General features: G+C 53.3%; 28 protein-coding genes and 1 riboswitch. Of the genes, 20 read left to right on the top strand and 8 right to left on the bottom strand.

Annotated elements, in window-relative coordinates; all coding sequences use genetic code 11:
- Window positions 1-73: 73 nt before the first annotated feature.
- Window positions 74-1132: an AMP-binding protein gene (locus tag B4W65_RS04235; protein ID WP_088653874.1), complete on the bottom strand. Its 1059-nt coding sequence runs from the start codon at window positions 1130-1132 to the stop codon at window positions 74-76.
- Between the two features lie 133 nt (window positions 1133-1265).
- Window positions 1266-1357: riboswitch (TPP riboswitch) on the top strand.
- Window positions 1358-1423: 66 nt separating this feature from the next.
- On the opposite strand from B4W65_RS04235, the gene thiS reads away from it, so the two are divergent.
- The 8 genes from thiS to B4W65_RS04195 all read left to right on the top strand — a co-directional run bounded on the left by thiS (window position 1424) and on the right by B4W65_RS04195 (window position 7592).
- A complete protein-coding gene (gene thiS, locus B4W65_RS04230) occupies window positions 1424-1621 on the top strand; it encodes a sulfur carrier protein ThiS (RefSeq protein ID WP_088653873.1) in 198 nt (65 codons plus the stop codon).
- 20 nt (window positions 1622-1641) lie between these two features.
- On the top strand, window positions 1642-3324 hold the full coding sequence (gene thiC, locus B4W65_RS04225) for a phosphomethylpyrimidine synthase ThiC (RefSeq protein ID WP_088653872.1): 1683 nt from the start codon (window positions 1642-1644) through the stop codon (window positions 3322-3324).
- Between the two features lies 1 nt (window position 3325).
- The gene (locus tag B4W65_RS04220; protein WP_158522772.1) at window positions 3326-3940 is read left to right on the top strand and encodes a thiamine phosphate synthase; all 615 of its coding nucleotides are present in this window, start codon (window positions 3326-3328) and stop codon (window positions 3938-3940) included.
- An 82-nt stretch (window positions 3941-4022) separates the two neighbouring features.
- Complete coding sequence (gene thiE, locus B4W65_RS04215) at window positions 4023-4652, top strand: thiamine phosphate synthase (RefSeq protein WP_205741220.1); 630 nt, start codon at window positions 4023-4025, stop codon at window positions 4650-4652.
- A 17-nt stretch (window positions 4653-4669) separates the two neighbouring features.
- Window positions 4670-5443, top strand: a complete 774-nt coding sequence (locus tag B4W65_RS04210) for a thiazole synthase (RefSeq protein ID WP_088653870.1) — start codon at window positions 4670-4672, stop codon at window positions 5441-5443.
- A gap of 12 nt (window positions 5444-5455) precedes the next feature.
- Complete coding sequence (gene thiH / locus B4W65_RS04205) at window positions 5456-6580, top strand: 2-iminoacetate synthase ThiH (RefSeq protein WP_088653869.1); 1125 nt, start codon at window positions 5456-5458, stop codon at window positions 6578-6580.
- Between the two features lie 61 nt (window positions 6581-6641).
- A complete protein-coding gene (locus B4W65_RS04200) occupies window positions 6642-7340 on the top strand; it encodes a HesA/MoeB/ThiF family protein (protein ID WP_088654060.1) in 699 nt (232 codons plus the stop codon).
- A gap of 9 nt (window positions 7341-7349) precedes the next feature.
- Window positions 7350-7592 carry a (2Fe-2S)-binding protein gene (locus B4W65_RS04195; RefSeq protein ID WP_088653868.1) on the top strand — a complete coding sequence of 81 codons (243 nt, stop codon included), beginning with the start codon at window positions 7350-7352 and terminating at the stop codon, window positions 7590-7592.
- Here the strand turns inward: B4W65_RS04195 and B4W65_RS04190 are convergent.
- From B4W65_RS04190 to B4W65_RS04180, 3 genes are read right to left on the bottom strand one after another with little or no spacing between them, the layout of a single operon-like run.
- Window positions 7559-8602, bottom strand: coding sequence for an o-succinylbenzoate synthase (locus B4W65_RS04190; protein WP_088653867.1), 1044 nt, complete (start codon window positions 8600-8602; stop codon window positions 7559-7561). The two genes, B4W65_RS04195 and B4W65_RS04190, sit on opposite strands and share 34 nt — an antisense overlap.
- A 15-nt stretch (window positions 8603-8617) precedes the next feature.
- Window positions 8618-9520, bottom strand: coding sequence for a 1,4-dihydroxy-2-naphthoate octaprenyltransferase (gene menA / locus B4W65_RS04185; RefSeq protein WP_088653866.1), 903 nt, complete (start codon window positions 9518-9520; stop codon window positions 8618-8620).
- A gap of 31 nt (window positions 9521-9551) precedes the next feature.
- A complete protein-coding gene (locus B4W65_RS04180) occupies window positions 9552-10349 on the bottom strand; it encodes a LexA family transcriptional regulator (RefSeq protein ID WP_088653865.1) in 798 nt (265 codons plus the stop codon).
- 238 nt (window positions 10350-10587) lie between these two features.
- Here B4W65_RS04180 and B4W65_RS04175 point away from each other — a divergent pair, with 238 nt between their 5' ends.
- Window positions 10588-10923, top strand: coding sequence for a YegP family protein (locus B4W65_RS04175; protein ID WP_088653864.1), 336 nt, complete (start codon window positions 10588-10590; stop codon window positions 10921-10923).
- A gap of 98 nt (window positions 10924-11021) precedes the next feature.
- Here B4W65_RS04175 and B4W65_RS04170 read toward each other — a convergent pair whose 3' ends face one another.
- Complete coding sequence (locus tag B4W65_RS04170) at window positions 11022-12557, bottom strand: AbgT family transporter (protein ID WP_088653863.1); 1536 nt, start codon at window positions 12555-12557, stop codon at window positions 11022-11024.
- Between the two features lie 189 nt (window positions 12558-12746).
- On the opposite strand from B4W65_RS04170, the gene B4W65_RS04165 reads away from it, so the two are divergent.
- From B4W65_RS04165 to B4W65_RS04130, 8 genes are all read left to right on the top strand, one after another.
- On the top strand, window positions 12747-13151 hold the full coding sequence (locus B4W65_RS04165) for a DUF134 domain-containing protein (protein WP_205741219.1): 405 nt from the start codon (window positions 12747-12749) through the stop codon (window positions 13149-13151).
- A gap of 24 nt (window positions 13152-13175) precedes the next feature.
- Window positions 13176-13493 carry a NifB/NifX family molybdenum-iron cluster-binding protein gene (locus B4W65_RS04160; RefSeq protein WP_088653862.1) on the top strand — a complete coding sequence of 106 codons (318 nt, stop codon included), beginning with the start codon at window positions 13176-13178 and terminating at the stop codon, window positions 13491-13493.
- 33 nt (window positions 13494-13526) lie between these two features.
- Complete coding sequence (locus tag B4W65_RS17640) at window positions 13527-13748, top strand: DUF5320 domain-containing protein (RefSeq protein WP_158522771.1); 222 nt, start codon at window positions 13527-13529, stop codon at window positions 13746-13748.
- Window positions 13749-13765: 17 nt separating this feature from the next.
- On the top strand, window positions 13766-14110 hold the full coding sequence (locus B4W65_RS04150; RefSeq protein WP_205741218.1) for a NifB/NifX family molybdenum-iron cluster-binding protein: 345 nt from the start codon (window positions 13766-13768) through the stop codon (window positions 14108-14110).
- Between the two features lie 2 nt (window positions 14111-14112).
- Complete coding sequence (locus B4W65_RS04145) at window positions 14113-15012, top strand: nucleotide-binding protein (RefSeq protein WP_088653861.1); 900 nt, start codon at window positions 14113-14115, stop codon at window positions 15010-15012.
- A complete protein-coding gene (locus tag B4W65_RS04140; protein WP_088653860.1) occupies window positions 14984-15871 on the top strand; it encodes an ATP-binding protein in 888 nt (295 codons plus the stop codon). The genes B4W65_RS04145 and B4W65_RS04140 overlap by 29 nt, the downstream gene beginning before the upstream one ends.
- A gap of 43 nt (window positions 15872-15914) precedes the next feature.
- A complete protein-coding gene (locus B4W65_RS04135) occupies window positions 15915-16322 on the top strand; it encodes an acyl-CoA thioesterase (protein WP_158522770.1) in 408 nt (135 codons plus the stop codon).
- A gap of 134 nt (window positions 16323-16456) precedes the next feature.
- Window positions 16457-17731, top strand: coding sequence for a glycosyl hydrolase family 8 (locus B4W65_RS04130; protein ID WP_088653858.1), 1275 nt, complete (start codon window positions 16457-16459; stop codon window positions 17729-17731).
- 93 nt (window positions 17732-17824) lie between these two features.
- On the opposite strand, the gene B4W65_RS04125 is transcribed toward B4W65_RS04130, so the two are convergent.
- Complete coding sequence (locus tag B4W65_RS04125; protein ID WP_088653857.1) at window positions 17825-19447, bottom strand: ABC-F family ATP-binding cassette domain-containing protein; 1623 nt, start codon at window positions 19445-19447, stop codon at window positions 17825-17827.
- 181 nt (window positions 19448-19628) lie between these two features.
- Here B4W65_RS04125 and B4W65_RS04120 point away from each other — a divergent pair, with 181 nt between their 5' ends.
- From B4W65_RS04120 to B4W65_RS04110, 3 genes are read left to right on the top strand one after another with little or no spacing between them, the layout of a single operon-like run.
- Entirely contained in the window at window positions 19629-19967 is a 339-nt protein-coding gene (locus B4W65_RS04120) for a CidA/LrgA family protein (RefSeq protein WP_088653856.1), read from the top strand.
- Window positions 19955-20653, top strand: a complete 699-nt coding sequence (locus B4W65_RS04115; protein ID WP_205741217.1) for an LrgB family protein — start codon at window positions 19955-19957, stop codon at window positions 20651-20653. Before B4W65_RS04120 ends, B4W65_RS04115 begins: the two co-directional genes overlap by 13 nt.
- A gap of 57 nt (window positions 20654-20710) precedes the next feature.
- Complete coding sequence (locus B4W65_RS04110) at window positions 20711-21847, top strand: DUF819 family protein (RefSeq protein ID WP_088653854.1); 1137 nt, start codon at window positions 20711-20713, stop codon at window positions 21845-21847.
- Here B4W65_RS04110 and B4W65_RS04105 read toward each other — a convergent pair.
- Both B4W65_RS04105 and B4W65_RS04100 read right to left on the bottom strand, forming a co-directional pair.
- On the bottom strand, window positions 21842-22252 hold the full coding sequence (locus B4W65_RS04105) for an acyl-CoA thioesterase (protein ID WP_088654057.1): 411 nt from the start codon (window positions 22250-22252) through the stop codon (window positions 21842-21844). The genes B4W65_RS04110 and B4W65_RS04105 overlap by 6 nt on opposite strands.
- Before the next feature lie 67 nt (window positions 22253-22319).
- Window positions 22320-23924 (bottom strand): fumarate hydratase, encoded by a 1605-nt coding sequence (locus B4W65_RS04100; RefSeq protein WP_088654056.1) that lies wholly within the window; start codon window positions 23922-23924, stop codon window positions 22320-22322.
- Between the last annotated feature and the right edge of the window lie 39 nt (window positions 23925-23963).

The raw sequence follows: 23963 nt of genomic DNA, 5'->3' as shown, positions 1-23963 counted from the left end.
ACGACTCAAAAAATTTAAGAAAGATTGATGTGCCGACGGGGTTTGTCGGGCAGCAGACCATTCCTTTTTGGCATCAAAGGGTCATTTTTTGCACCAGTTCAGCCAGTTGCTTGCGTTGGATTTTGCCGGAGTGGGTAAGGGGGAAGTCGGGTACGAGCAGCCACTCGGCAGGTCTTTGGTAGCGGGGCAGCACTTCCTTGATTTTTTGAAAGAGCTTTTGGTGGTCGGCCGGATAGCGGGTGCTGACCAGCACCAATTGCTGACCCAGTCGGGCATGGGGCCGCCAGGTAAGATAAAAGGGCAGGGGAAGCAGTGGGGCCAGTCGGAATTCGAGCTGCTCGGGCAGGATTTTTAGGCCGCCACTGTTGATGACGTTGTCTGTCCGCCCCAAAATTTCAAAGCTGTTGTTGTCGTACATCCTTACCAGGTCGTTGGTAGAGAGCCATCCCCGGGTGAGTCCCGCCACCTGTAATTCGAGACAGTCCTCCTTGTTGCAACGAATTTCTACGCCTTGCAGGGCTACGAAGTGCTTTTGTGCCCGGGGTCCGTTGATGCGGCGGAGGGCAATGTGCGACAGGGTTTCGGTCATGCCGTAACTTTCGTAGGCAGCGAAGGACTGGCGCTGGAGCAGGCGACCGAGGACTTCATCGACTTTGCCGCCACCAATGAGCACTTTGTCGAGCAGATGCAGACGTGAAGGGTGGTGTTCCAGTTCGTTGAGCATCTGCAGAGGCGAAAAGGCGGCAAAATCCACCCGCTCTTCCAGATTGTCCAGGGGCAGTCCCGACGGTGTGCGAAGCACCAGGTTCAGTTGGCCCGCAAGGGCCCTGACTACCATCATTTTTCCGGCTATGTAGTGGAGCGGCAGGCACAGGAGAGCGCGCTGCCCTGCCTGCAGGTCAAAAAAGTGCAGGGTGCGTATTGCGGAGTCCAGCATGGCCGCTTTCCTTACAAGCATTTTTTTGGGCTGCCCGGTCGACCCTGAGGTCTGCACTTCCATTTGGGGCTGGGGCGACCACCAGGCCTCCAGAAAGAGGCGCAGGTCGCTGTACTCCCCGTCCATCAGATGCAGTTGGTCAGGGGTGTAAATCTGTCCGTTGATGCGTATTTCCTGTATGTTTTGCTGCGGCATAAGCGGGTGGCGCTTTTTGTTTTCAAAGATAGTCGCCCCGCCGCAAATTTGAAAGAATGGTTCTAAATAAAGTGGCTGTTCCTTTTTTGTCTTTTATATATGCTGATAATTGTCATATATTTGTTCCCATCAACATAAAAGACAGGGGTGCCTATAAGCGGCTGAGATCATACCCTGGAACCTGATACGGATAATACCGGCGAAGGGAGTCTGTTTACCTGATTATACTCCACTTTTTAGTTCCTCTGTTTTTTGTTGTTGCCATTGGCTTTATTCAACAACAGGAAAGGTATGCAAATCATAATCAACGGCAAGTCAGTAACTACTTCAGCGCAGTATCTGGGCGATTTGTTGCAGCAATTGGACCAGCCCCCGGAGGGCCTGGCGGTTGCGGTGGCGGGACAGGTAGTGCCCAGGGCCCAATGGGCCAGCTGGGTTTTGAAGGAGAACGATGAGGTGTTACTGATCAGCGCCACACGTGGGGGCTGAGCCGCTAAAAACAGAAGACAATGTCGAACATCAGAAAGGGGGAACCCCTTAAGGGCTCCCAAAAAGTGTATGTCGAAGGCCAACGCTTCCCGCTGCGTGTAGGCATGCGTGAAATTCAGCTGGCCGATCGCAGTGCAGGAGCTGCCGGGAGTCTTACCGTGTACGATACTTCCGGGCCCTTTGGCGATGCCCAGGCTTGCATCGATTTAACACGGGGTTTGGCGCCTTTGCGGGAGGAGTGGATTGCAGCAAGGGGCGACAGTGAGCGCCTGAGTGCGCCCAGTTCAAAGTATGGTCGGGAGCGCCTGGCCAACCCAGCGCTGGATCATTTGCGTTTTGCCCACGTCAACCGGCATCCCCGCAAGGGGGTGGGGCGACCCGTTACGCAGTTGTACTATGCCCGGCAGGGCATAGTAACTCCGGAAATGGAGTATGTGGCCATTCGGGAGAATCAACGACTGGAGACGCAGATGGGGGAGGCATTTCAGGCGATAACGCCTGAAATGGTGCGTGAAGAGTTGGCTGCTGGCCGAGCTTTTCTTCCTGCCAACATCAATCATCCCGAGTGCGAGCCCATGATCATTGGCCGTCGCTTTTTGGTCAAAATCAACGCCAACATCGGCAACAGTCCCCTCAGCTCCAACATCTCGGAGGAAGTAGAAAAGGCCATTCACGCCATCCGTTGGGGGGCCGATACCGTAATGGATTTGAGTACCGGTGCCAACATTCATGAAACCCGGGAGTGGATCTTGCGCAATTCGCCCGTGCCCATTGGCACGGTACCCTTGTATCAGGCTTTGGAAAAGGTGGGTGGCAAGGTGGAGGACCTGAGCTGGGCGCTTTACCGCGATACCCTGGTGGAACAGGCCGAGCAGGGGGTGGATTATTTTACCATACATGCGGGACTCCTTCGCAAACATATTCCCCATACTTTTGAGCGGATGACCGGCATTGTGTCGCGTGGCGGGTCCATTATGGCCAATTGGTGTACCCACCACAAGGCAGAAAACTTTCTCTTTACGCATTTCGACGAGATTTGTGAGGTACTGGCTGCCTACGACGTAGGGGTGTCGCTGGGCGACGGACTGCGACCGGGTTCCCTGTACGATGCCAACGACCGGGCGCAGTTTGGAGAGTTGGAGGTCTTGGGTGCCTTGACGCAAAGGGCCTGGGACCGGCACGTACAGGTGATGATAGAGGGCCCCGGACATGTGCCCATGCACCTTTTGCAGGAGAATATGGATAAGGAATTGCGGGAGTGTATGGAGGCGCCTTTTTACACACTGGGGCCTTTGGTGACCGATATTGCACCGGGCTACGACCACATTACTTCAGCCATTGGCGGGGCCATGATGGCCCAAATGGGCGTTTCGATGCTTTGTTATGTAACCCCAAAGGAACATCTGGGCTTGCCCAACCGGGAGGATGTAAAGACCGGGGTGGTTACTTTTAAACTGGCGGCCCATGCGGCGGATGTAGCCAAGGGGCACCCCGGCGCCATTTTGCGCGATCACGCCATGAGCAAGGCCCGCTATGAGTTCCGTTGGCGCGATCAGTTTCATTTGGGCCTGGATCCGGATACGGCTTACGCTTTTCACGATGCCACCCTGCCCGACGATGCCGACAAGCGGGCCCATTATTGCAGCATGTGTGGCGAGCATTTTTGCAGCATGCGTGCCAACCGAAAAATCAGAAAAGGCTGATATGCTTATCGTTCTTACTCCGCCCAAAATGCTCCGGTACGAGGCAAGGGCCATTATGGCGCTGCTGGATGCCGGAGCTGATTTTATTCATTTGCGGAAACCCGGATACAGCAGCGATGAGCTGCAACAATTTTTGAAGGACATTCCGGTTGCCTACCGGGGCCGTTTGAGTGTGCATTATCACCACCGGGTGGGCCGCGAGGCAGGTCTGGGTGGCTTGCACGAGAGCGGCAGCTACCAGGTGGAGGGGCATTGCGCCCTGCGGCAAAGCCGCAGTTGCCACAGTCTCACCGAAGCGGCGGCCTTGCCGTCCCACTTCCGCTATGCCTTTCTGAGTCCCATTTTCAACAGCATATCTAAGGAAGGCCATCGGGCGGCCTTCAAAAGCGATGAATTGCGTCACTTCCTGCAAGGTCGCCCCCCTTTGTCGCCCCCCCTTGTTGCCTTGGGCGGAGTGCATGTGGGCAATGTGTCGCTCGTTCAGGAGCTCGGCTTTGGCGGCGCCGCCCTTTTGGGCGCCGTGTGGCGCTTGGAGTCCTCTGGGGTGGACTGGCGTGCCACTGTGCAAAACTTCAGTGAAATTCAGGCTTTATGGAAAAAGCGCAGCTCCTTCTGAATCGGTCTTTTTTCAGTAAAACCTTGGTTAAGTCTTATTGTCTCCCAACGAAAAGAATCTGATTGTACGATAATTAGAAAGCATGAAAAGTTTTGAACCCTTAATGTTGATTACGCCGGCCGGAACACCCGAAGAGGTGGAACAATTGACGCGTACTTTTTTGGAAGCGGGTGGTCGCTGGGTACAATTGCGTCAAAAAGCAATGGATAAAGCAGGGTTGACCAGTCTGGCCGAACGCTTATTGTCCTGTTGTCGCGCCCATAGCGCAGTCTTGTTGATTAACGATGATCCCGAGGTGGCCCTACAGAGCGGGGCCCACGGGGTGCATTTGGGGCAGAGCGACTGGCCCGTGCGCGAGGCCCGTTATCTTTTGGGCAAGGATAAGATCATTGGAGGGACGGCCAACACCCTGAAGCAGATGGAGACACTGGTTTACGAAGGGGTCGATTACATCGGACTGGGGCCTTTCCGTTTCACCAGCACCAAGGAGCGATTGAGTCCGCTTTTAGGGGCAGATGGTTATCGTGCCCGCATGAATGCCTTCCGTGCGGCAGGTTACGCCACGCCCGTTGTGGCCATTGGCGGCATTGTGCCCGATGATGCTGCCGTACTGTTGGATGTCGGGGTGGATGGCATTGCCGTGTCGGGGGCCTTGCTCGACGATACTGCTGGCCAAACCCGTAAATTTTTGAATGTTCTTACTAAAAAATAGACCAATAGATCCTGATTATGGAAAAACTTACTGTTGCGGGGACAAGCTTTGAAAGCCGTCTCTTTACCGGTACCGGAAAATTCAGTTCCAACCTACAAATGGCCGAAACCATTGCGGCCAGTGGCAGTCAGTTGGTTACTGTTGCACTCAAGCGGGTGGAACTAGACGGTCGGCAGGACGACCTGCTGGCACAGATCGGCAACACAGGGGCGCGTTTGCTGCCCAATACTTCGGGGGTGCGAACGGCCGAGGAAGCCATTTTTGCGGCGCGATTGGCGCGGGAGGCTTTGCAGACGTCCTGGATCAAACTGGAGATTCATCCCGATGCCCGTTACCTTCTGCCCGATGCTGCTGAAACCCTGAAGGCCACGGAAGTCCTGGCCCGCGAAGGTTTTGTGGTCTTGCCCTATATTCATGCCGATCCTGTTTTATGTAAGCGTCTCGAAGAAGCGGGCGCTGCGGCCGTTATGCCGCTGGGAGCGCCTATAGGGAGCAACGGGGGACTCCAAACGCGGGATTTTTTGCGGATTATTATTGAGCAGTCGAATGTCCCGGTGGTGGTAGATGCCGGTATCGGCGCCCCATCCCAGGCTGCAGAGGCTATGGAGATGGGAGCCGACGCGGTGCTGGTCAATACCGCCATTGCTGCTGCTGCCCGGCCCCTGCAAATGGCTCTTGCATTTAAGCTGGCCGTGGAGGCCGGTCGCCTGGCTTATGAGGGGGGACTCGCCTCCAGACATTCCGGGGCAAGTGCTACCAGTCCCCTCACCGCTTTTTTATCGCCCGTTTAAAGTTTTGTGACCATGAGTTTTTATAAGGAGTTGCGGCGTTACAACTGGGAGGAGGTGCGTCGATCCATTTATCGTAAGACCCCCGCAGAGGTGGAAAGGGCTTTGGGGAAAGACTGGCCCGATCTGGAAGATTTCAAGGCCCTGCTTGCGCCGGCTGCCGATGCATTTCTAGAGCCCATGGCGCAACAGAGTGCGGCGCTGACCCGTCGGCGTTTTGGTCGCACCATGCAACTGTATTTGCCGCTCTATCTGTCCAATTTCTGTGAAAACCGCTGTGTTTACTGCGGTTTCAGCGGAAGCAACCCAATCAGGCGGAAGGTGCTCAATGAAGAAGAAATTCTGGCAGAGGTCCGCACCATTAAGCAGGAACCCTTTCGTCACCTTCTTCTGGTGACCGGAGAAGCGCCACAAAAGGCTGGGACTGCTTATCTCGAACAGGTCCTCCGTTTGTTGCAGCCCGCTTTCAGTCAGCTGTCCCTGGAGGTTCAGCCTCTCGATACGAGCGACTACGCCCGTTTGGCAGAGGCCCGCTTGCACGCGGTTTACGTTTATCAGGAGACCTACAATGAGGCAACTTATCCACAGTACCACCCGTTTGGGCGAAAAGCCAACTTTCGTTACCGCCTGGAAACCCCCGACCGCTTGGGGGCAGCGGGCATTCGAAAGGTGGGACTGGGTACCTTGATCGGGCTGGAGGATTGGCGGACGGAGGCCTGGTTTACGGCACTGCATCTGCAGTACCTGCGTCGCAGGTACTGGCAAAGTCGCTATTCCTTATCCTTTCCCCGCTTGCGGCCCTTTGCCGGGGAAGGCTTTCAACCCCGCGTGTTAACCAACGAGCGAGACCTCACGCAGTTGATTTGTGCCTACCGGCTGTTCGATGCCGACGTGGAGCTTTCTCTCTCCACCCGGGAGCGACCCGCTTACCGCGACGGGGTGGTTCCCTTGGGCATTACGGCCCTCAGTGCCGGCAGCAAGACCGGTCCCGGTGCCTACAGCGGCAACCATGAGCTGGAGCAGTTTGCCGTAAACGATGAGCGCAGTCCCCGGGAGGTGGCCGAAATGCTGCGTCGACAAGGTTTTGAGCCCGTCTGGAAAGATTGGGAGCCTTGTTTGCAACAAGCTGCCACCATATAAGATAATGGTTGGCAGCCTGGGAACAAGTCTGCTTGCTGTTGAAATCTTTAAAATTATAACGATGCGTTACGCCCGACATTTGTTGCTGCCCGGTTTCACCACCCACCACCAAAAACTTTTGGCCCGTTCGTCGGTCCTGGTGGCAGGGGCTGGGGGACTCGGTTCCGCTTTGCTGCTTTATCTGGCGGCGGCTGGGGTGGGTCACCTGGGAATTGTAGATTTCGATGTGGTGTCGGAAAGCAACCTGAATCGCCAACTGCTCTATGAGCCACGGCATCTGGGTGCATTGAAGACCCAGGTTGCTGCCGAAAAAATCCGTTCGCTGAATCCCGATTGTCGGCTTACCGTCCTCAATCGGCGTTTGGAGGCAAGCAATACGGTGGACAGTCTCCGGGGCTTTGAAGTGGTGGCCGACGCTACCGACAATTTTGCGGCCCGCTATGCGCTGGATGCCGCCTGTGAACGACTTCGCCTGCCCTTTGTCTATGGGTCGGCCGAGGGCTGGGGGGGACAAGTATCCGTATTTCACTACGGTGGGGCAGGGGGCTACCGCCATTTGTATCCCGAATCGCCTGAATGGGGCGCCGGTCCTCCCGGCGTGATGGGGCCCCTTCCGGGTTTGGTGGGTACACGTCAGGCCTTGGAGGTGGTGAAGATTATTACGGGACAGGGTGAGGTTTTGGCCGGAAAATTATGGATCTTTGACGCCCTGAACAACCAGGACCGCACCGTGGACTTGTCCGTTTTGTGGTCCCACTGATGCCAATTTATGAGTCCCTCTTTTGTCTGCAATTGCAACGGCGTTACTGAGCAGAAACTGATTGCTGCCATTGCCCAACGTAAAATAACGGATTTGAGTAAGCTGATGCTGCGCACCGGTGCCGGCATGTCCTGTGGGCGCTGCAAGCCCGCGCTCAAAGTGATTTTGGAGCGAAATAAAGTGGTGGACCCCAATCCCCAGCAGGAGATCGACTGGGATCAGGCGGGTAAGCCGCCCTCGCCAGCCTCGTAATACAAGCGGGAACCCTGCAGGTAAAGCGGACTGTCCACATTGTTGGTGAAAACCTGGCCCGTACCGAGTCCCTGCGGCAGCGGATTGTTCAAGGTGGCCGTCCACTGAGCAATGGCATTCAGTCCCACATTGCTCTCCAGAGCCGAAGTCACCCAATAGTCGCTCCCCATTTTTCGCGCCAGTTGAATCCAGTGGTTGGAGCTGGCAAAACCGCCGGTGAGACTGGGTTTGAGGATGAGGAAATGGGGGCGGATGGTATTCAGCATGTCCAGGCGAAGCGCTTCCTTGTGCAGACCAATCAGTTCTTCGTCGAGGGCGATGGGCAGCGGACTTTCTTCACAAAGTCGTGCCATTTCCTGCCACTGACCCGCCGCTATGGGTTGCTCAATGGAGTGAATGTGCAAGTCGGCCAGCTGGGCCAGCACCCTGGGTGCTTCCTCTGGCGAGAAGGCCCCATTGGCATCAACGCGCAATTCCAGGCGCTCCGCAGAAAAGTTCCTGCGCAGTCCCCGAAACAAACGCAATTCTTCCTCAAAATTCAGGGCCCCGATTTTAAGTTTGAGACAAGAAAAGCCCGCCTCCAATTTCTCTTCAATGCGCCTTTGCATGGTCGGCGCTTCGCCCATCCAAATCAATCCGTTAGTGAGGATGCTGCTTTCGCCTCGCGTAAAAGGCGATTCGAACCAGCGTTGCCGGCCCCCCTGCAGCAAATCCCTAAAGGCCATTTCCAGGGCAAAACGCAAGGCCGGCCAGTCTTCCAGCTCCTCATGAAAGTTTGCGGCCAGCTCATTGATGTGGGTACAGCACCATTGTATTTTTTGCTCCAGTCCCGGTCGGTCGTCCCTGCTCAAGTTGGGCAGGATGGAACACTCTCCCAGGCCCTTATGCTCCGGTCGCTCACTGTCCCACACTTCAATAAACCAACTGGTCTTTTGCTGAAGCACCCCGCGTGAGGTGCCGCCGGGTTCTTTAAAATGCAGGGGATATTTATGGCTGCTGGCCTGGTACATAAGCAAGGGATATTTTTAAGAGAGGAAAAGGACAAGGGCGCTGAGTGCCACAAAGAGCAGGGTGCTCAGCGACAGGTTGCGCAGTTCCTTGTCCAGTCCTCCGGGGCGGTAATTGTGGAAGGGCTGCAGAACAGAGCGCATAAAAAAAGGCAGGGCAAAAATGACGGGCCAAAAGCGGGTCGGTTGTCCACTCAGCCAGGCGTAGCTTGCAAAGGCCAGCCACCCGGCGCTGAGGAGCCCCAGGTGGTACCAGTTGCCCCATTGGCGGCCGCGCCGTACTATCAGCGTTATTTTATTGGCTTTGCGGTCGCTTTCCTCATCGCGCAGGTTGTTCAGGTTCAGTACGCCGGCACTGAAAAAACCAATACTGGCGGCCGGAAGCAGCACCTTCCAGTCCCAGCTTTCTCCGTGCAGGTAGTAGGTGCCCGCAACGCCCAACAAGCCAAAAAAGACAAAAACATAGGCATCGCCCAGTCCACGATAGCCATAGGGACTGCTCCCAACCGTATAACGGATGGCTGCAGCAATGGCAGCCAAACCCAAACCTAAAAACAAAAGCGCCTGAAGCAGCGCCCCCTCAAAGGCCAGGTGCAGCAGCCGCAGTCCCGCCACCAAAGCCAATAAGGCACAAAGTCCCACCGCCCGTTTCATTTGTTTCAGGCTGATGACGCCACTCTGAATCATGCGTTGGGGACCCAGTCTGTCGACCCCGTCGGCTCCGGAAACCGCATCGCCGTAGTCGTTGGCCAAATTAGAGAGGATTTGTAAAAACAGCGTGGTGAGTGCTGCCCAAACCAGAATTTCGGTCCGGAATACTCCTTGCCAGGCAGCTACAATACTGCCCATAAAGATGGTGGAGAGGGCCAATGGCAGGGTGCGCAGGCGCAGGGAAATCATCCAGGCTTTCAGCAAAGTCATAGTCCTTTTATTTTGCACAAAATTAGCAATTTCAACGGAGTTTGGCCTTGATGTCGCCCACATCTCTGCGCAGGTCGTCTAAGGCCCGGGCTACCTGATGCATTTCCAGGTCCTTATGAGGTAACTCGGGACTGATGTAGTGAACAAAGCGCCACACTTCACGCAGCTCACTAAGGGGCAGGTCGTAGGGCTCGTAGAGCGGATTCAGGGAGATGCAGCGCAGCAAGCCCCGGGTCTTTAGGTGGTTTTCGATGCGCTTGAAGCTGAGTCCCTCGTTGAGCGTGAACAAGATACAGGCCTCCCCGTCCTTCAATGCGGTCCAGTCGGCCACAAACTCTCCCGTTACCCAGGCGCCGTGCGGCACCGGCAGCATGGAGTCGCCGCTGATCTGAAAAGTACGGTATTTCTTAACCGGGTCCAGAAAGGGCAGGCGGAAGACCGGCAGGGAGCCCATGTACTCCGGATCGGCAAAGCCCGTGAGGTAGCCCGCTTTGGCTTTTTCGGGCACCAATTCTATGTTTTCCTCGTTATCGGGCCCCACCGTTGCGGTCAGCAGCCGCAGTTTGCTGCCTTTTAAATACACGTCGTTGCCGTTTTCCAGCTCGTAGAGTTGGGCACCCGACAAGCTGTTTAAATCCATACGTACCAGGGTGTCTATCGAAATGTTGAAGTAGTCGGAGAAGCGCAAAAGCATATCCAATGGTGGTGCAGCAATCTGATTCTCGTAATTGTTGATGCTGGTGCGCTTGCTGCCGGTTAGTCGTGCCAGGTCGTCCTGTGTCAGTTTTTTGCGCTTGCGCAGCAGCTTAAGGTTGGCGGCAAAATGCATTTTTACAGTGTTTTGTTTATAATAAAAACAAATGTATGCTTAAAATAAAATCAATGCAAGCTGCCCCTGCGTTTTGTTGAGCTTTTCCCGGTTGTCTGGTTGTTAAAAAATATTGATTTTTGTCAATTTATTTTCATTTACAAGTTGACAAGGCCTCTTGATTTTTGTAACTTATACTACGCAGACTTACCAAATAAAAGTTGCGCATTCATTCTTTACCTATAAAAAACCAGGAGCTATGAAGTTTGTAATTTCCAGAAAGCCGGAGGGGGCCTATCAGTTTTACTTAAAGGATGCACAAGGCAAACAGATCTTGTGGAGCCCCCGTTTCGCCACCAAGGCGCAATGTAAAAAAGGAATTGAGCATTTGAGGAAACAGGTGGAAGATAAGGTGGAGGTGGATCGTTGGCAGACGGATAGTGGACGTTACTTGTTTCATTTGCGCAGCAGGGATGGTCATTTGCTGGCTATGAGCGCTCCTTTCAGCAGCAAACACGAATGTGTGCAGCACATCAATGCGGTGCGTGAACATGTATATAAGGCCGAAGAGGAGGATGTGAGTATTTATCTTTAGAGGGCGTCTGTTTGTAATAGCGAAGCGGCAGTACCCGGGAGGGTGCTGCCGCTTTTTTAATTTTGAAGAGCTGTGTTAAAACCTTATTCCCCTGCACATTATCCCGGCAGGGAATAAAAGAGTCCGGCACCTGGTCCCAGTGGCGTTCCCAATAAAATCCATGCGATGAGTAAGATGCTCCAGCCAATGAAAAAGGTAATGGAGTAGGGGATCATGGTGGCGATTATGGTGCCCAGTCCCGCCTTGCTGTCGTATTTTTGGAAGTAAGCAATGATGAGGGCAAAGAAACTCATCATGGGTGAAATAACGTTGGTTACAGAATCGCCAATGCGGTACACCGCCTGCGACAGTTCCGGCGAATAGCCCAGTAACATAAATATGGGGACAAAGATGGGCGCCATGATGGCCCATTTGGCCGAGGCGCTGCCCATGAGCATGTTGACTGTGGCCGCCAGCAGAATGAAGAGCAGCATCAGCGGGATAACGCCTAAATTCGCTTGAATCAAAGTCTCTGCACCGGTAATGGCCATAATCACGCCCAGGTTGCTCCATTTAAAATAGGCCACAAACTGAGCCGCAAAAAACACCAGAACAATATAGTGTGAAAGGGTTTTCAAGCTGTTGGCCATGCCGTTGGCCACATCGCTGTCGTTTTTAAATTTTCCGATGACCACCCCATACACCACGCCCATGGTGCCTGTAATTAAAAAGAGGAAGGTGATGATGCCCTTAATGACCGGAGAGGAAAGCAGGCCCCCGTTTTGTCCCCGCAGAACCCCGTTCTCGGGCAACAGTCCCAACAAAATAAGCCCCAGCCAGCCTGCAAATACCACTAGGCTCCACTTTACGCCCTTTTTTTCGATGGGCGAGAGGGCTTCGATGGTTTCCTGAACCACATCGCCCTGATAGGTACCAAAGCGGGGCTGTATGATTTTTTCGGTGACCCAGGTGCCCAACAGAGCTACCAGAAAGGTAGATACCACCATAAAGTAATAATTGGCGGTAGGGTTAACATGGTAGGCAGGATCCAAAATGTGGGCGGCCTCCTGCGAGAGTCCCGCCAAAAGTGGATCGATGGTGCCGATGATGAGGTTGGCGCTGAAACCACCCGACACTCCGGCAAAAGCTGCGGCCATACCCACAATGGGGTGGCGTCCCATGGCTTGAAAAATGACCCCCGCCAAAGGAATCAGCAATACGTAGCCAATATCGCTGGCCGCATTGGAGAGGATGCCGGCAAAGACCACCACAAAGGTCAGAATGCGCTTGGGTGCTTTTAAAACCAGCATGCGAATGAATACGCCAATGAGTCCGCTCGTCTCCGCAATGCCTATACCCAGCATGGCCACCAGTACAATGCCCAGGGGGGCAAAGCTGGTAAAGTTGCCCACCATTTGGTTGAGTACCTGGTTGAGTCCTTCTTTCGAGAGCAGGTTAACCGTAGATATGACCTCCCCGGTGGCTGGATGCGTGGCCTGCCAATTGAGCCAGTGCCCCACTACCGACAGCAGGAGTACACCTAAAGCAAACAGCGCAAAAAGGGTAGCCGGGTGGGGCAGGGCATTTCCTCCTTTTTCCAGGAAGTTGAGAAAGTAGTCGAATAAAGACTTTTTCTTTTTGGTCGAGACAGACATAGGCAATTGCTTGGTTAAAAAAAGAGGTGGGAAAAAGGCGGAAGGCAAAAATATAAAAAAAACTCTGCCGGCCAAAGACCTTGCATGACGTGACTTGGAAGCAGTGGGGCAAAACTTTAGACTTTGCTTTTAGTGAAATTTGTTTTGCATTATGAGATTATTCTCATAACTTTGAATAAAATTTGATGCATGGCACGACCACGACGACTGAGAAAAATAGTTGCCCCGCCGCGCTTTAAGGGCTATCGGCCGCACGGCCATCAAGGGCTTACCGGAAAGCCGGTAGAATTGCTGTATGAGGAGTATGAGGCCTTGAAGCTGGCCGATTACGACGGCTTGGATCATCAGGCTGCATCGCAGCTGATGGGGGTATCGCGCCCCACCTTTGCCCGCATTTATCAATCGGTGCGTAAGAAGTTGGCGCTGGCCTTGGTGGAGACCCGTCCCCTGGTCGCTGTTTACGGCAATGCCTGGATGGATAAAAGCTGGTTTGTTTGTAATTCGTGCAAAGCCCGTTACTCGGTGCCCGAGGGGGTAGATGGAAGTCGCTGTGCTTTATGTGGCTCTTCGTCTGTAGAATTGATTGAACCTTGATTTTTTAAACATTATACAGCAAATATGAAAACAGTAATAACAGCTGCCGGCAACAATCTTTCGGCGGCATTTGACAAGCGCTTTGGCAGGGCCGCCTGGTTTTGTGTGTACGATCATGCCAACGGTGCCCTTGTCTTTGAAAAAAATGACTTTGCCGATGCGCAGGGTGGTGCCGGGACTAAAGTCTCCGAGTTAATGGTTGAGTGGGGTGTAGGCAAGGTCATCTCCGGTGATTTTGGTCCCAAAGCCAAAGATTTGCTCGATCGGTTTAAAGTGCAAATGGTGGTAGTGGAAGAGGATGCCACAGTGGAAACCTTATTGGAACGCATTAAAAAATCCTGAAAGACTCAGGATAAGTATCTAAATTTTACAGTTATGCCTGGAATGGACAGAACCGGACCGCTGGGACAAGGTCCCCGCACCGGTGGACAAAGAGGGAAATGTAATTCTGCAGCCTCATCGGTCGAAGTGGATCGTAACGGACGCGGATTTGGAGCAGGTCGCGGCCTGGGTCGTGGCCAGGGGAACGGACAAGGACGTGGACTGGGACGCGGTGCCGGCAGAGGCGCCGGTCGTGGTTCGGGTCGCAATGCTTAATGATAAAATGTAAGTAGATGATGCAAAGGAAGATTGCGATTCCCGTGGATGCCCACGGGATGCTCGACGGCCATTTTGGCCACTGCAAGTTTTTTTCACTGGTACAGACCGAGGGCAACAAGGTCTTGGCCTCGGTAAAAGTTCAGCCTCCTCCGCATGAGCCCGGGGTGTTACCTGCCTGGTTGGCCCAACAAGGAGTAAGCGATGTAATTGCCGGAGGAATGGGCCAGCGTGCCATTGAATTGTTTCAGGCGGCAGGTGTGAATGTATTTGTGGGTGCGCCCCAGTTGGAAGAAGATGTTTTGATTGAGCGGTTTTTGAACGAGGAATTGGCCCTTACAGCCAATTATTGTGATCATTAGTCATGGCTTTTAAAATTGCGGTAGTCAGTGGAAAAGGGGGGACCGGAAAAACTACGGTCTCCGTTTCGCTGAGTAATTATTTACAGCGACTTTGGGGAGTTGCCGTCCATTTGGTCGACTGTGATGTAGAGGAACCCAACGCCGCTTTGTTTTTTTCAGAAAAAGAGAAGCGGTCTGTGGCCCCGGTGTATCAGGAGATCCCTGAAATAGATCTGGAGCGTTGCACTTTTTGTCGCGAATGCAGCACCTATTGCAGCTACAATGCCATAGTGGTATTGCCTTCGGTGAAGTTTGCCCAGGTGGATCCCAATCTTTGTCACTCTTGTGGCGCCTGTCTGCATGCCTGTAAGGAGGATGCCCTGCATTTGTATCAGAAGCAGGTTGGGGAGGTGCGTCATTACAAGGTGGGCGCTTCTCTAAAAATCAGTGAAGCAGAGCTGACCATCGGGTCGGCCATGCAGACTTTTTTGATTCGTGAGCTCAAGAAAACAATTGGGGGCGACAGCGACATGATCATTTATGATGCCCCGCCGGGAACGTCCTGTTCCGTGGTCGCCACCTTGTCGGATGTTGATTTGGTTCTGGTCGTTGCCGAACCCACTCCTTTTGGGGTGCACGATATGTGTCTCACCCTCGATCTGTTGAAGGAACTGAACTTGCCCCGTGGCGTGGTGGTCAATAAGGCCGGTATGGGAAACGATCAAATTTATGAGGTGTTGGAGCGTTATCAAACCCCTGTTCTTGGCCGCATTCCATTCAATCGGGATTTTGCCCACGACTATGCGCAGGGTTTACTTAGTTCCCTGGACGACGATCCGATGTTGAAATGGTTCAGAAGGATAATGTTTGAAATAGAAAGGAGGATGCCGGTTTATGAAAGAGTTGACCATAGTGAGCGGTAAGGGAGGCACTGGTAAAACCTCTGTCACCGCGGCCCTGGCCGCGTTGGCTGGCGATTTGGTGTTGTGCGACAACGATGTGGATGCCGCCAATTTGCATTTGTTGGTAGCGCCCAGCGAAAGGGAACATCATGTTTTTATGGGCGGCTGGCAGGCTCATGTTGACGAGGAAAGTTGCAGCGCCTGTGGCCTTTGTGCCGATAATTGCCACTTCGATGCCTTTGTCCGTACCCCTGAAGGGAAATATCAGGTGGTGCCCAGCTTGTGCGAAGGCTGCCGCCTGTGTGAGCGACTCTGTCCCGAGCAGGCCATAAGCAGCGCGCAAAGCGACAACAATCAGTGGTTTGTGTCCGACAGTCGCTTTGGAACCGTGCTGCACGCCAGGATGGGGCCGGGAGAAGAGAACTCTGGTAAGCTGGTCAGCACCTTGCGAAAAAAGGCCCGTGAATTGGCCCTTCAGGAAGGGCGCAAGTGGATCCTAAACGACGGTCCCCCCGGTATTGGTTGTGCCACCATCGCTTCCTTAACCGGTGCCGATGCCGTTCTGGTGGTGGTAGAAGCCTCCCGCACCGGTTGGCACGATGCCAAGCGTGTCATTACACTGGCCCAGGGCTTTCATCTTCCGGTTTTTATCCTCATCAACAAGGCCGACATACATCCCGGGATTACCGCTCAGATTGAGCTGGAAGTAGCCGAGGCCGGTCTGCCCCTGTTGGGCAAACTTTCGTTTGACCGGACTATGGTGGAGGCTATGCTGGAAGGCTTAACCTTGACCGAGTATGCTCCCGAAAGCGAAGGTGCCTTGCAACTGCAGGCTGTTTGGCAAGGTCTTGTCCAAAAGCTGGATGTGGCGACTTCCTGAATCAAGGTTTAATGACTATTTTTTGTGCTTCGATACTTACACTATGCTTAAAGATGTTTTTGTCCTCCGACCCCGCTACGATGAGGTGGATCAGATGGGCTATGTTTATCACGGGAATTACGTGTCGTACTGTCACCAGGCCCGTACCGAGTTGATGCGTAAATATGGAATCAACGACAGGGTGTTGGAAGCCCGGGGCATCATGATGCCGGTTATTGATATGCAATTGAAGTATCATCAACCCGGACGCTACGATGAGGCCCTGATGGTGACCACCACCGTAGAGGAGCTGAAGCAGGTGCGCCTTCATTTCTGTTTTGAAATTCGCAACGAAGCCAATGAGAAGATCTGCACGGCACGTTCAACAGTGGTGTTTGTAGATGCCCATACCCGCAAGCCCATGAAGATGCCGGCTGTGGTGCATGAGGTGCTGGCCCCCCTGTTTGCCTGATGGCTGGAGGGGAAATTTCTGCTTTATTGGAGGGCTTTTTCGTTTATTTGCCTCGCACATCGTTCCAGGCAGGGCTTAAGACTTTCTCTTTTCTTATTTTAGTTGGTGCTGTTTCAATTATAACAATACGTACTATGATAAGAAAAGGATGGAGCGCCCTAGCGGTCGCCCTGGCCCTAATTATGGGTTGTATGATCGGATGTAGTTCCAGTCCGGAAGCTGCCTACCACACCGGTAATTACCGCAATCTTTTTTTGGAAGCCGGTTATACTCAGGAGGCCATTAACCAAAAGGTCGATCAGGCGTATCACGACTTGTTTGAGGGACCCGATCGCATTTATTTTGAGGTGGGGGACAGCATGGCTTATGTGTCGGATTTGAAAAATAAGGATGTTCGTTCCGAAGGGGTATCCTATGGAATGATGGTGGCGGTGCAGCTCGATAAGAAGGAGGTGTTCGACCGCATCTGGCGTTGGTCCAAACACTACTTACAACATCAGGAAGGTCCCCTGGAAGGTTACTTTGCCTGGAGTTTTGATCCTGAGGCAATGGTACGCAATTCCCAGGGACCGGCTTCCGATGGCGAACTGTATTTTGTTACCAGTCTGCTCTTTGCTGCCAACCGTTGGGGCAACGATACGGGCTTCGATTATTATGTTGAGGCACGGCGAATTCTGGATGCCATGTGGGCCAAGGACGGCAGCAACGATGTTTACAATTTGTTCAATACGGAGCACAAGCAAATTACTTTTGTGCCTGTTGGCGATGCTTACAACTGGACCGACCCTTCGTACCATGTACCTGCTTTTTTGGAGCTTTGGGCCGAGTATGCCGGCGACGGGCATGAGCAGTTTTATCGCGACGTGGCCGATACCTCCCGGGTGTTTTTTCATCGTGCCTGTCACCCGCTTACGGGGCTCAATTCCTGCTACACCGAATTCAGCGGGGAGCCACATCCCACGCAGTGGATGCCGGCCGGGTTTCGGTACGACTCCTGGCGGGTACCTATGAATATCGCTATGGATTATTTGTGGTACGGGAAGGATAAAGCCTGGCAGGAGGATTATGCCGAACGCTTTCAGGCTTTTTTGCGGTCAGAGGGTATTGATTCCTTTATGGATCAGTACAATCTTGATGGCAGCACTCCGGAGTATATATCGCCTGCCGGTGGTTTTCAAAAGCGGAGACATTCGCTGGGACTTAAAGCTACCGCTGCAATGGCTTCGTTGGTCAGTAAGGATCCGCAGACCCTTGATTTTGTCCATGCCCTTTGGGAGGCCAGGCTGGAGCCCTATGACGACGGCTATTACGACCCCTATTACGATGGTCTGCTGTACCTTTTCAGTCTGATGCATCTGAGCGGGCAGTACCAAATCATCACACCTGATTTTTCGTCTTCAAGCAACTGAGCGAAGCAATTAAATTTTTGCACTTGAAAAAAGGGGTGTCTCTGATTGTTGAGACACCCCTTTTTAGCGTTTGCTTAGGCAAGTAGCCGTATTTTATTTGTCGCCGTACATCTGGCTGCGCAGTGCTGCAATGTTTTCGTCGTTTACATAGTCGTCGTAGCGCATCAGCTTGTCGATGGTGCCATTGGGCGTTATCTCAATGATGCGGTTACAAACCGTATCGATAAATTCGTGGTCGTGGGAGCTCATCAGGATGTTGCCCGGGAAGTTGGTCAACGTGTTGTTAAAAGCCTGAATGGTCTCCAGATCGAGGTGGTTGGTGGGGTTGTCGAGCAGCATTACATTGGCGTTGCGCAGCATCATACGGGAAATCATGCAGCGCATTTTCTCGCCCCCGGAGAGTACGTTGACCCGCTTGTAAATGTCCTCGCCCGAAAAGAGCATTTTACCCAGGTAGCCACGCAGAAAAGATTCGCTGGTGTCGGCCGAAAACATGCTGAGCCACTCCACCAGAGTCTGCTTGCTTTCGAAAAAGCGGCTGTTTTCCATCGGCAAATAAGCATTGGTAATGGTTACACCCCAGGTGTAATGCCCATCGTCGGGTTTCAGTTCCCCGCTCAGAATCTCAAAAAGTGCGGTGGTGACCAGGGGATTGCGCGAAAGAAAGACCACTTTCTCGTCTTTCTCCACGGTAAAGGATACATCCTTCAGCAGCTGCGTGCCGTCTTCACCCTTTTTACTCAAGCCCGTTACATTTAATATGCTGTTGCCGGTCTCCCGCTCCGGAGTAAATATAATGCCGGGGTAGCGACGGGTAGAGGGCTGTATTTCTTCCACATTCAGTTTGTCGAGCATTTTTCGGCGACTGGTGGCCTGGCGCGATTTGGCTACGTTGGCGCTGAAGCGCTGGATAAACTCCATCAACTCCTTTTTCTTTTCTTCGGCTTTTTTGTTCTGGGCCGACTGCTGGCGCAAGGCCAGCTGACTGCTTTGGTACCAGAAGCTGTAGTTGCCCGGGAAGAGTTTGACCTTGCCAAAGTCGATATCCACAATATGCGTACAAATGGAATCGAGGAAGTGACGGTCGTGAGATACCACCAAAAGCGTATTGTCGAAGTTGGCCAGATAATTCTCGAGCCAGCGTACCGTTTCCAGGTCGAGGTCGTTGGTCGGCTCATCCAACAAGAGATTGTCGGGTTTGCCAAAGAGCGCCTGGGCCAGCAAGACCTTTACTTTGTCCTTACCATTGAGGTCCGACATTTGCTTGTCGTGCAGGTCCTCTTTTACACCCAGGCCGCTGAGCAGCATGGCTGCATCGCTTTCGGCGTTCCAGCCATCGAGTTCGGCAAAGCGCTCTTCCAGTTCAGAGGCTTTCATGCCGTCCGCCTCTGAAAAATCTTCCTTGGCATAGAGCTCATCTTTCTCCCGGGCGATTTTCCACAACTCCTCGTGTCCCATCAGCACCGTGTCCAATACCTTATGCCCGTCAAAGGCGTGGTGGTCCTGCCGCAATACCGACAGTCGTTCGCCGGGGGCCAGACTAATTGAGCCGCGGGTGGAGTCGAGGTCCCCGCTGATCAAACGCAGGAAGGTCGACTTTCCGGCGCCATTGGCACCAATGATGCCGTAGCAGTTGCCCGGGGTGAATTTCAGGCTGACGTCCTGAAACAATACTTTTTTGTCGAATTGAATGGCGAGATTGGAAACTGTAATCATGAATATAAATAGGTAAGATATTGATTTCTAATCAGGAAAGTTGCTGGTGTCCACAAGTTTTCTCTTTTGCGGCAGCGGCCGCAAAGATAGGCAATTATCTTGTCCCGGGCCATAGTTTGCTTGTTAAGTTATGTGAAGAGGATTTCTGCATCTCCCTGATTTTTCTTTCTTTTGCAGCACCATGTACGCCATATTCGTCATTTTTCTGTTTTATGCGGCCGGTTTGCTCCTGAGCAAAGCGATTGGGGGACTCATTCCCGGAAATGTGCTGGGTATGCTGTTGCTTTTCGGGGCCTTGTTGGCCGGCTGGGTCAAGCCGGAAAAAATGCGCACCATAGCCTCCTTTATTACCACCCACATGGCCTTGTACTTTGTGCCGGTAGGGGTGGGTTTGATGGTTACTACCCGGTATTTTGCCGGGGCTACCGTGGCCATCGTAGTCGCTTCAGCCGTGAGTACGGTGTTGGTGCTGGTCGTAACGGCCTGGGTGCAACAAATACTGGAAAAATGGAAGCGATGAATGAGCTCTTTGCCCTCCAGCCCTTTACCCTGGCTTTTGTCATCGGGATTTACCTGGCTTCGGTGGCCTTGTACCGACGTACCCGTTTGGGTTTACTGCATCCGGTACTGACCAGTATGCTGGTCATCATAGGGGTTTTGTATGTGCTGGATGTCGATTATGAGGCCTTCAGGCAGGGCAGTTTTTTGATAGATTTTATGCTGGGCCCCTCTGTTGTGGCCCTGGGTTATGTGCTGTACGAACAGGTGCGCCTCATACGCCGCCATTTGGTTTCTATGCTGACCGCCGTAAGCGTAGGCAGTCTGGTTGGCATTGTGTCGGTCACCCTTATTGCCCGCTGGCTGGGGGCCGATGAGCAGGTGGTGAGTTCCTTACAACCTAAGTCCGTCACCACACCCATTGCACTGGGCATCTCCGAGCGCTTTGGGGGTATTCCGCCCCTGACAGCTGTTGTTGTTGTGGTGGTGGGCGTGTTTGGTGCCGTGGTGGGCCCCTTTGTCCTCGACAAGACCGGGGTGCGGAGTAAAATCGCCAGAGGTCTGGCCATGGGCAGCAGTGCCCATGGAGGCGGCACGTCAAGGGCCATAGAGATGGGTGCTGTAGAAGGCGCCATCAGTGGTTTGAGTATTGGTTTGATGGGTGTGGCTACGGCTTTATTGATGCCGCTGGTGCGCTTGTTTTTATAGTTTTTTGAAGCCTGGAAATTGAAATCGCATAAAGGAACAAAAGGAATTATTTGATATATGGTTCTGCTGGTTTTGTTTTATTTGCTTGCCCCATTTTTGGTGCTGCACCTTTGTCACCGTTTCAAATACGTGAACAAGTTGGGAGCAGTAGTCGTGGCTTATGTCCTTGGCGTCTTGTTGGGCAATTCCGGCTGGCTGCCCGAGGGCAGCGCCAAGGTACAGGAAATCATGACCGCAGCCACCATTCCCCTGGCCATTCCCCTGATGCTGTTTTCTACCCGCCTGAACGAAGTCTTTAAACTGGCCCGAGTCAGTCTGGTCAGTCTGCTGCTTGGTCTGTTTAGTGTGGTGCTGATGGTGGTGCTGGGCTACTTTTGGCTGGGCGCCTCACTGGACGAGGGCCACAAGGTGGCTGGTTTGCTGGTGGGACTCTATACTGGGGGTACACCCAACCTGGCGGCCCTTAAAGTCATGTTGGGGGTCGATGAGACCGTATATCTGGTGACCCACTCGGCCGACCTGGTGATTGGGGTGTTTTATTTGTTCTTTCTGCTGTCGGCAGGGCCACGGGTATTTGGTCGTATTTTGCCGACGTCCACCGTTGGAGAGCCTGAGGGGGAGGAAGGACCAATCAACGGCGGCGACCCCTTTTATGGCATGTTGAAAAAACAGCTCTTGCGTCCCTTGTCCAAAGCCCTGCTGTTGGCCGTGTTGGTGGTGGCTGTTTCCGGGGCAGCGTCGCTGCTGGTGTCTGATGGTGCCCGCATGGCCGTTCTGATGTTGCTGATTACCTCACTGGCCCTGGGCTTGTCTTTTCTGGAACCTGTTCGACGCTTACCCAAGACTTTTGAGCTGGGGATGTATTTTGTGCTGGTTTTTAGTGTAGTGGTGGCGTCCATGGCCGACATCGGTCAGTTGCTGACGGGCGCTTTGGATGTGTTGTACTATGTGGCCTGGGTCGTTTTTGGCTCCCTCTTGTTGCAGCTGCTCCTGTCGCGCTGGTTCAAGGTCGATGCCAACACCCTCATCATTACCTCAGCCGCCCTCTTGTGCAGTCCCCCCTTCGTTCCCGTAGTCGCTGCCGCCCTAAACAAGCGCAGTCTGGTAGTCCCCGGGCTAACCATCGGAATTGTGGGCTATGCCCTGGGCAATTACCTCGGTTTTTTGCTGTCCTGGTTGCTGGGCAGCCTATAAAATGGGGAGGTTTTCGAGGGCCGACGTGATTTCCGGCGCTACGGCCAGGCGACCCTTGACCAGACTGGTGGTGGTAATGGTGGCTGTCAGACACATTTTTCCGTCGCTGAGTCGGTAAATATCCTGGTGAAAGATGTATTTGAGGCCCTGCACCTCAACCCGCAGGCAGACTTCAAAGCGGTCGCCACTCCGCAAGGGCGTTTTGTAGCGAAGGTCGGCCCGTGCCACTACTGCGGCAATGCCCTGCTGAAACAGGGCCGCAAAGTCGAGTCCCACGCTCAGCAAAAACTCATGTCGCGCGTGCTCCAAATAGTTTTGATAAACGCTGTTGTTGACAATGCCCTGCAGGTCGCATTCGTAATCGCGCACCTTAAACTCCAGGCGGAAATGATAAGCTTGCTTCATAGCGGGTAAAAAAAACAAGCGGCGGCCCGGGCCGCCGCTTGACGAGAGAGAATAAACAAACAAAACATTATAAATTGGCAAAGAAGTCGTTGCCCTTATCGTCCACAATGATGAAGGCGGGGAAGTTTTCTACCCGTATTTTACGCACGGCTTCCATACCCAGTTCTTCAAAATCAACCACCTCAACCGACTTGATGCTGTCCTTGGCCAAAATGGCGGCGGGACCGCCAATGGAGCCGAGGTAGAACCCGCCGTTCTTTTGGCAGGCCTCGGTTACCGCCTTAGAGCGGTTGCCCTTGGCCAGCATAATCATAGAACCACCCAGGGACTGGAATTGCGCTACATAGGGGTCCATACGGCCGGCTGTGGTGGGACCAAAACTTCCGGAGGCCATGCCTTGGGGGGTTTTGGCGGGACCGGCATAATATACCGGGTGTTTTTTCATGTATTCGGGGATGGGCTGACCCGAATCAATAATTTTCTTGATTTGGGCGTGGGCAATATCGCGCGCCACAATCAAGGTGCCGCTCAAATTTAGGCGGGTTTTGATGGGATGTTTCGACAGTTCCTTGAGGACTTCCTCCATGGGCCGATCCAGGTCGATGTCGACCGGAGGGGCCAGTTCAGGAGCTCTTTCCGGGGCAAAGCGGGCAGGGTTCTTTTCCAGTTGCTCCAGAAAAATGCCCTCCTCAGTAATTTTTGCTTTGATGTTGCGGTCGGCACTGCAGCTCACGCCGAGGCCAACGGGACAAGAGGCCGCATGGCGGGGCAGGCGAATTACCCGCACATCGTGTACAAAATATTTGCCGCCAAACTGAGCACCAATGGTGCTTTCTTCACAAATCTTTTTCACTTTAGCTTCCCATTCCAGGTCGCGGAAGGCCTGGCCGCCTTCGTTGCCCTCGGTGGGCAGGTGGTCGAGGTAGCCGGCTGAGGCTTTCTTCACGGTGGCCAGAGTGGCCTCGGCAGAGGTGCCGCCGATGACCAGGGCCAGGTGGTAGGGGGGACAGGCAGAAGTACCCAGGTCTTTGATTTTTTCTTTTACAAATTTGGTCAGCGCTTCTTCGGTCAGTAAGGCCTTGGTTTGCTGATACAAAAAAGTCTTGTTGCCCGAACCGCCTCCCTTGGTCACAAACAGAAATTCGTATTTGTTGCCGGCTTCGGAGTAGATATCAATTTGTGCGGGCAGGTTGGTGCCGGTGTTCTTCTCTTCAAACATGCTGAAGGGAACTACCTGCGAGTAGCGCAGGTTTTTGTCGCGATAGGTCTCAAAGATGCCTTTCGACAAAGCTTCGGCATCGCTGCCTCCGGTGAGTACCTGCTCGCCCTTTTTGCCAATTACAATGGCTGTACCGGTATCCTGACAAGTGGGCAGTTCGCCTTCGGCCGAAACCACCTGGTTCATCAGCATGGTGTGGGCTACAAAGCGGTCGTTGTCCGAGGCTTCCCCATCTTTAAGGATGTCGGAGAGCTTCTGAAGGTGCGCGGGACGCAGGAAGAAGCTTACATCAAACATGGCTTCTTTGGCCAGCAATTCGAGGCCTTTGGGGTCCACTTTTAAAAATTTGCGACCGTCTGCTTCAATCGTCGAAACATAGTCCTTAGTCAGCAAACGGTACTCGGTGGTGTCCTTTAAAATGGGGAAGGGCTTTTGGTACTTAAAATCAGCCATAATATTTGTTTTTAGGTTTTTTTGTTGCTTAGTAAAGTG

The sequence above is a fragment of the Geofilum rhodophaeum genome, assembly GCF_002210225.1.
GTDB lineage: Bacteria > Bacteroidota > Bacteroidia > Bacteroidales > Marinilabiliaceae > Geofilum > Geofilum rhodophaeum.
Note: the sequence above shows the minus strand (reverse complement) of the source record. Positions and strands in the feature narration are given on the sequence as shown.

Excerpts from the sequence above, each read along its gene's own strand:
- B4W65_RS04100 (WP_088654056.1), bottom strand. The coding sequence starts at position 23,924 with ATGGCTGATTTTAAGTACCAAAAGCCCTTCCCCATTTTAAAGGACACC.
- thiS (WP_088653873.1), top strand. The coding sequence starts at position 1,424 with ATGCAAATCATAATCAACGGCAAGTCAGTAACTACTTCAGCGCAGTAT.
- B4W65_RS04220 (WP_158522772.1), top strand. The coding sequence starts at position 3,326 with ATGCTTATCGTTCTTACTCCGCCCAAAATGCTCCGGTACGAGGCAAGG.
- B4W65_RS17640 (WP_158522771.1), top strand. The coding sequence starts at position 13,527 with ATGCCTGGAATGGACAGAACCGGACCGCTGGGACAAGGTCCCCGCACC.
- B4W65_RS04165 (WP_205741219.1), top strand. The coding sequence starts at position 12,747 with ATGGCACGACCACGACGACTGAGAAAAATAGTTGCCCCGCCGCGCTTT.
- B4W65_RS04170 (WP_088653863.1), bottom strand. The coding sequence starts at position 12,557 with ATGTCTGTCTCGACCAAAAAGAAAAAGTCTTTATTCGACTACTTTCTC.
- thiH (WP_088653869.1), top strand. The coding sequence starts at position 5,456 with ATGAGTTTTTATAAGGAGTTGCGGCGTTACAACTGGGAGGAGGTGCGT.
- B4W65_RS04235 (WP_088653874.1), bottom strand. The coding sequence starts at position 1,132 with ATGCCGCAGCAAAACATACAGGAAATACGCATCAACGGACAGATTTAC.
- thiC (WP_088653872.1), top strand. The coding sequence starts at position 1,642 with ATGTCGAACATCAGAAAGGGGGAACCCCTTAAGGGCTCCCAAAAAGTG.
- B4W65_RS04210 (WP_088653870.1), top strand. The coding sequence starts at position 4,670 with ATGGAAAAACTTACTGTTGCGGGGACAAGCTTTGAAAGCCGTCTCTTT.
- B4W65_RS04150 (WP_205741218.1), top strand. The coding sequence starts at position 13,766 with ATGATGCAAAGGAAGATTGCGATTCCCGTGGATGCCCACGGGATGCTC.
- B4W65_RS04180 (WP_088653865.1), bottom strand. The coding sequence starts at position 10,349 with ATGCATTTTGCCGCCAACCTTAAGCTGCTGCGCAAGCGCAAAAAACTG.
- B4W65_RS04160 (WP_088653862.1), top strand. The coding sequence starts at position 13,176 with ATGAAAACAGTAATAACAGCTGCCGGCAACAATCTTTCGGCGGCATTT.
- B4W65_RS04175 (WP_088653864.1), top strand. The coding sequence starts at position 10,588 with ATGAAGTTTGTAATTTCCAGAAAGCCGGAGGGGGCCTATCAGTTTTAC.
- B4W65_RS04125 (WP_088653857.1), bottom strand. The coding sequence starts at position 19,447 with ATGATTACAGTTTCCAATCTCGCCATTCAATTCGACAAAAAAGTATTG.
- menA (WP_088653866.1), bottom strand. The coding sequence starts at position 9,520 with ATGACTTTGCTGAAAGCCTGGATGATTTCCCTGCGCCTGCGCACCCTG.
- B4W65_RS04195 (WP_088653868.1), top strand. The coding sequence starts at position 7,350 with ATGAGTCCCTCTTTTGTCTGCAATTGCAACGGCGTTACTGAGCAGAAA.
- thiE (WP_205741220.1), top strand. The coding sequence starts at position 4,023 with ATGAAAAGTTTTGAACCCTTAATGTTGATTACGCCGGCCGGAACACCC.
- B4W65_RS04120 (WP_088653856.1), top strand. The coding sequence starts at position 19,629 with ATGTACGCCATATTCGTCATTTTTCTGTTTTATGCGGCCGGTTTGCTC.
- B4W65_RS04135 (WP_158522770.1), top strand. The coding sequence starts at position 15,915 with ATGCTTAAAGATGTTTTTGTCCTCCGACCCCGCTACGATGAGGTGGAT.
- B4W65_RS04200 (WP_088654060.1), top strand. The coding sequence starts at position 6,642 with ATGCGTTACGCCCGACATTTGTTGCTGCCCGGTTTCACCACCCACCAC.
- B4W65_RS04140 (WP_088653860.1), top strand. The coding sequence starts at position 14,984 with ATGAAAGAGTTGACCATAGTGAGCGGTAAGGGAGGCACTGGTAAAACC.
- B4W65_RS04110 (WP_088653854.1), top strand. The coding sequence starts at position 20,711 with ATGGTTCTGCTGGTTTTGTTTTATTTGCTTGCCCCATTTTTGGTGCTG.
- B4W65_RS04190 (WP_088653867.1), bottom strand. The coding sequence starts at position 8,602 with ATGTACCAGGCCAGCAGCCATAAATATCCCCTGCATTTTAAAGAACCC.
- B4W65_RS04145 (WP_088653861.1), top strand. The coding sequence starts at position 14,113 with ATGGCTTTTAAAATTGCGGTAGTCAGTGGAAAAGGGGGGACCGGAAAA.
- B4W65_RS04130 (WP_088653858.1), top strand. The coding sequence starts at position 16,457 with ATGATAAGAAAAGGATGGAGCGCCCTAGCGGTCGCCCTGGCCCTAATT.
- B4W65_RS04115 (WP_205741217.1), top strand. The coding sequence starts at position 19,955 with ATGGAAGCGATGAATGAGCTCTTTGCCCTCCAGCCCTTTACCCTGGCT.
- B4W65_RS04105 (WP_088654057.1), bottom strand. The coding sequence starts at position 22,252 with ATGAAGCAAGCTTATCATTTCCGCCTGGAGTTTAAGGTGCGCGATTAC.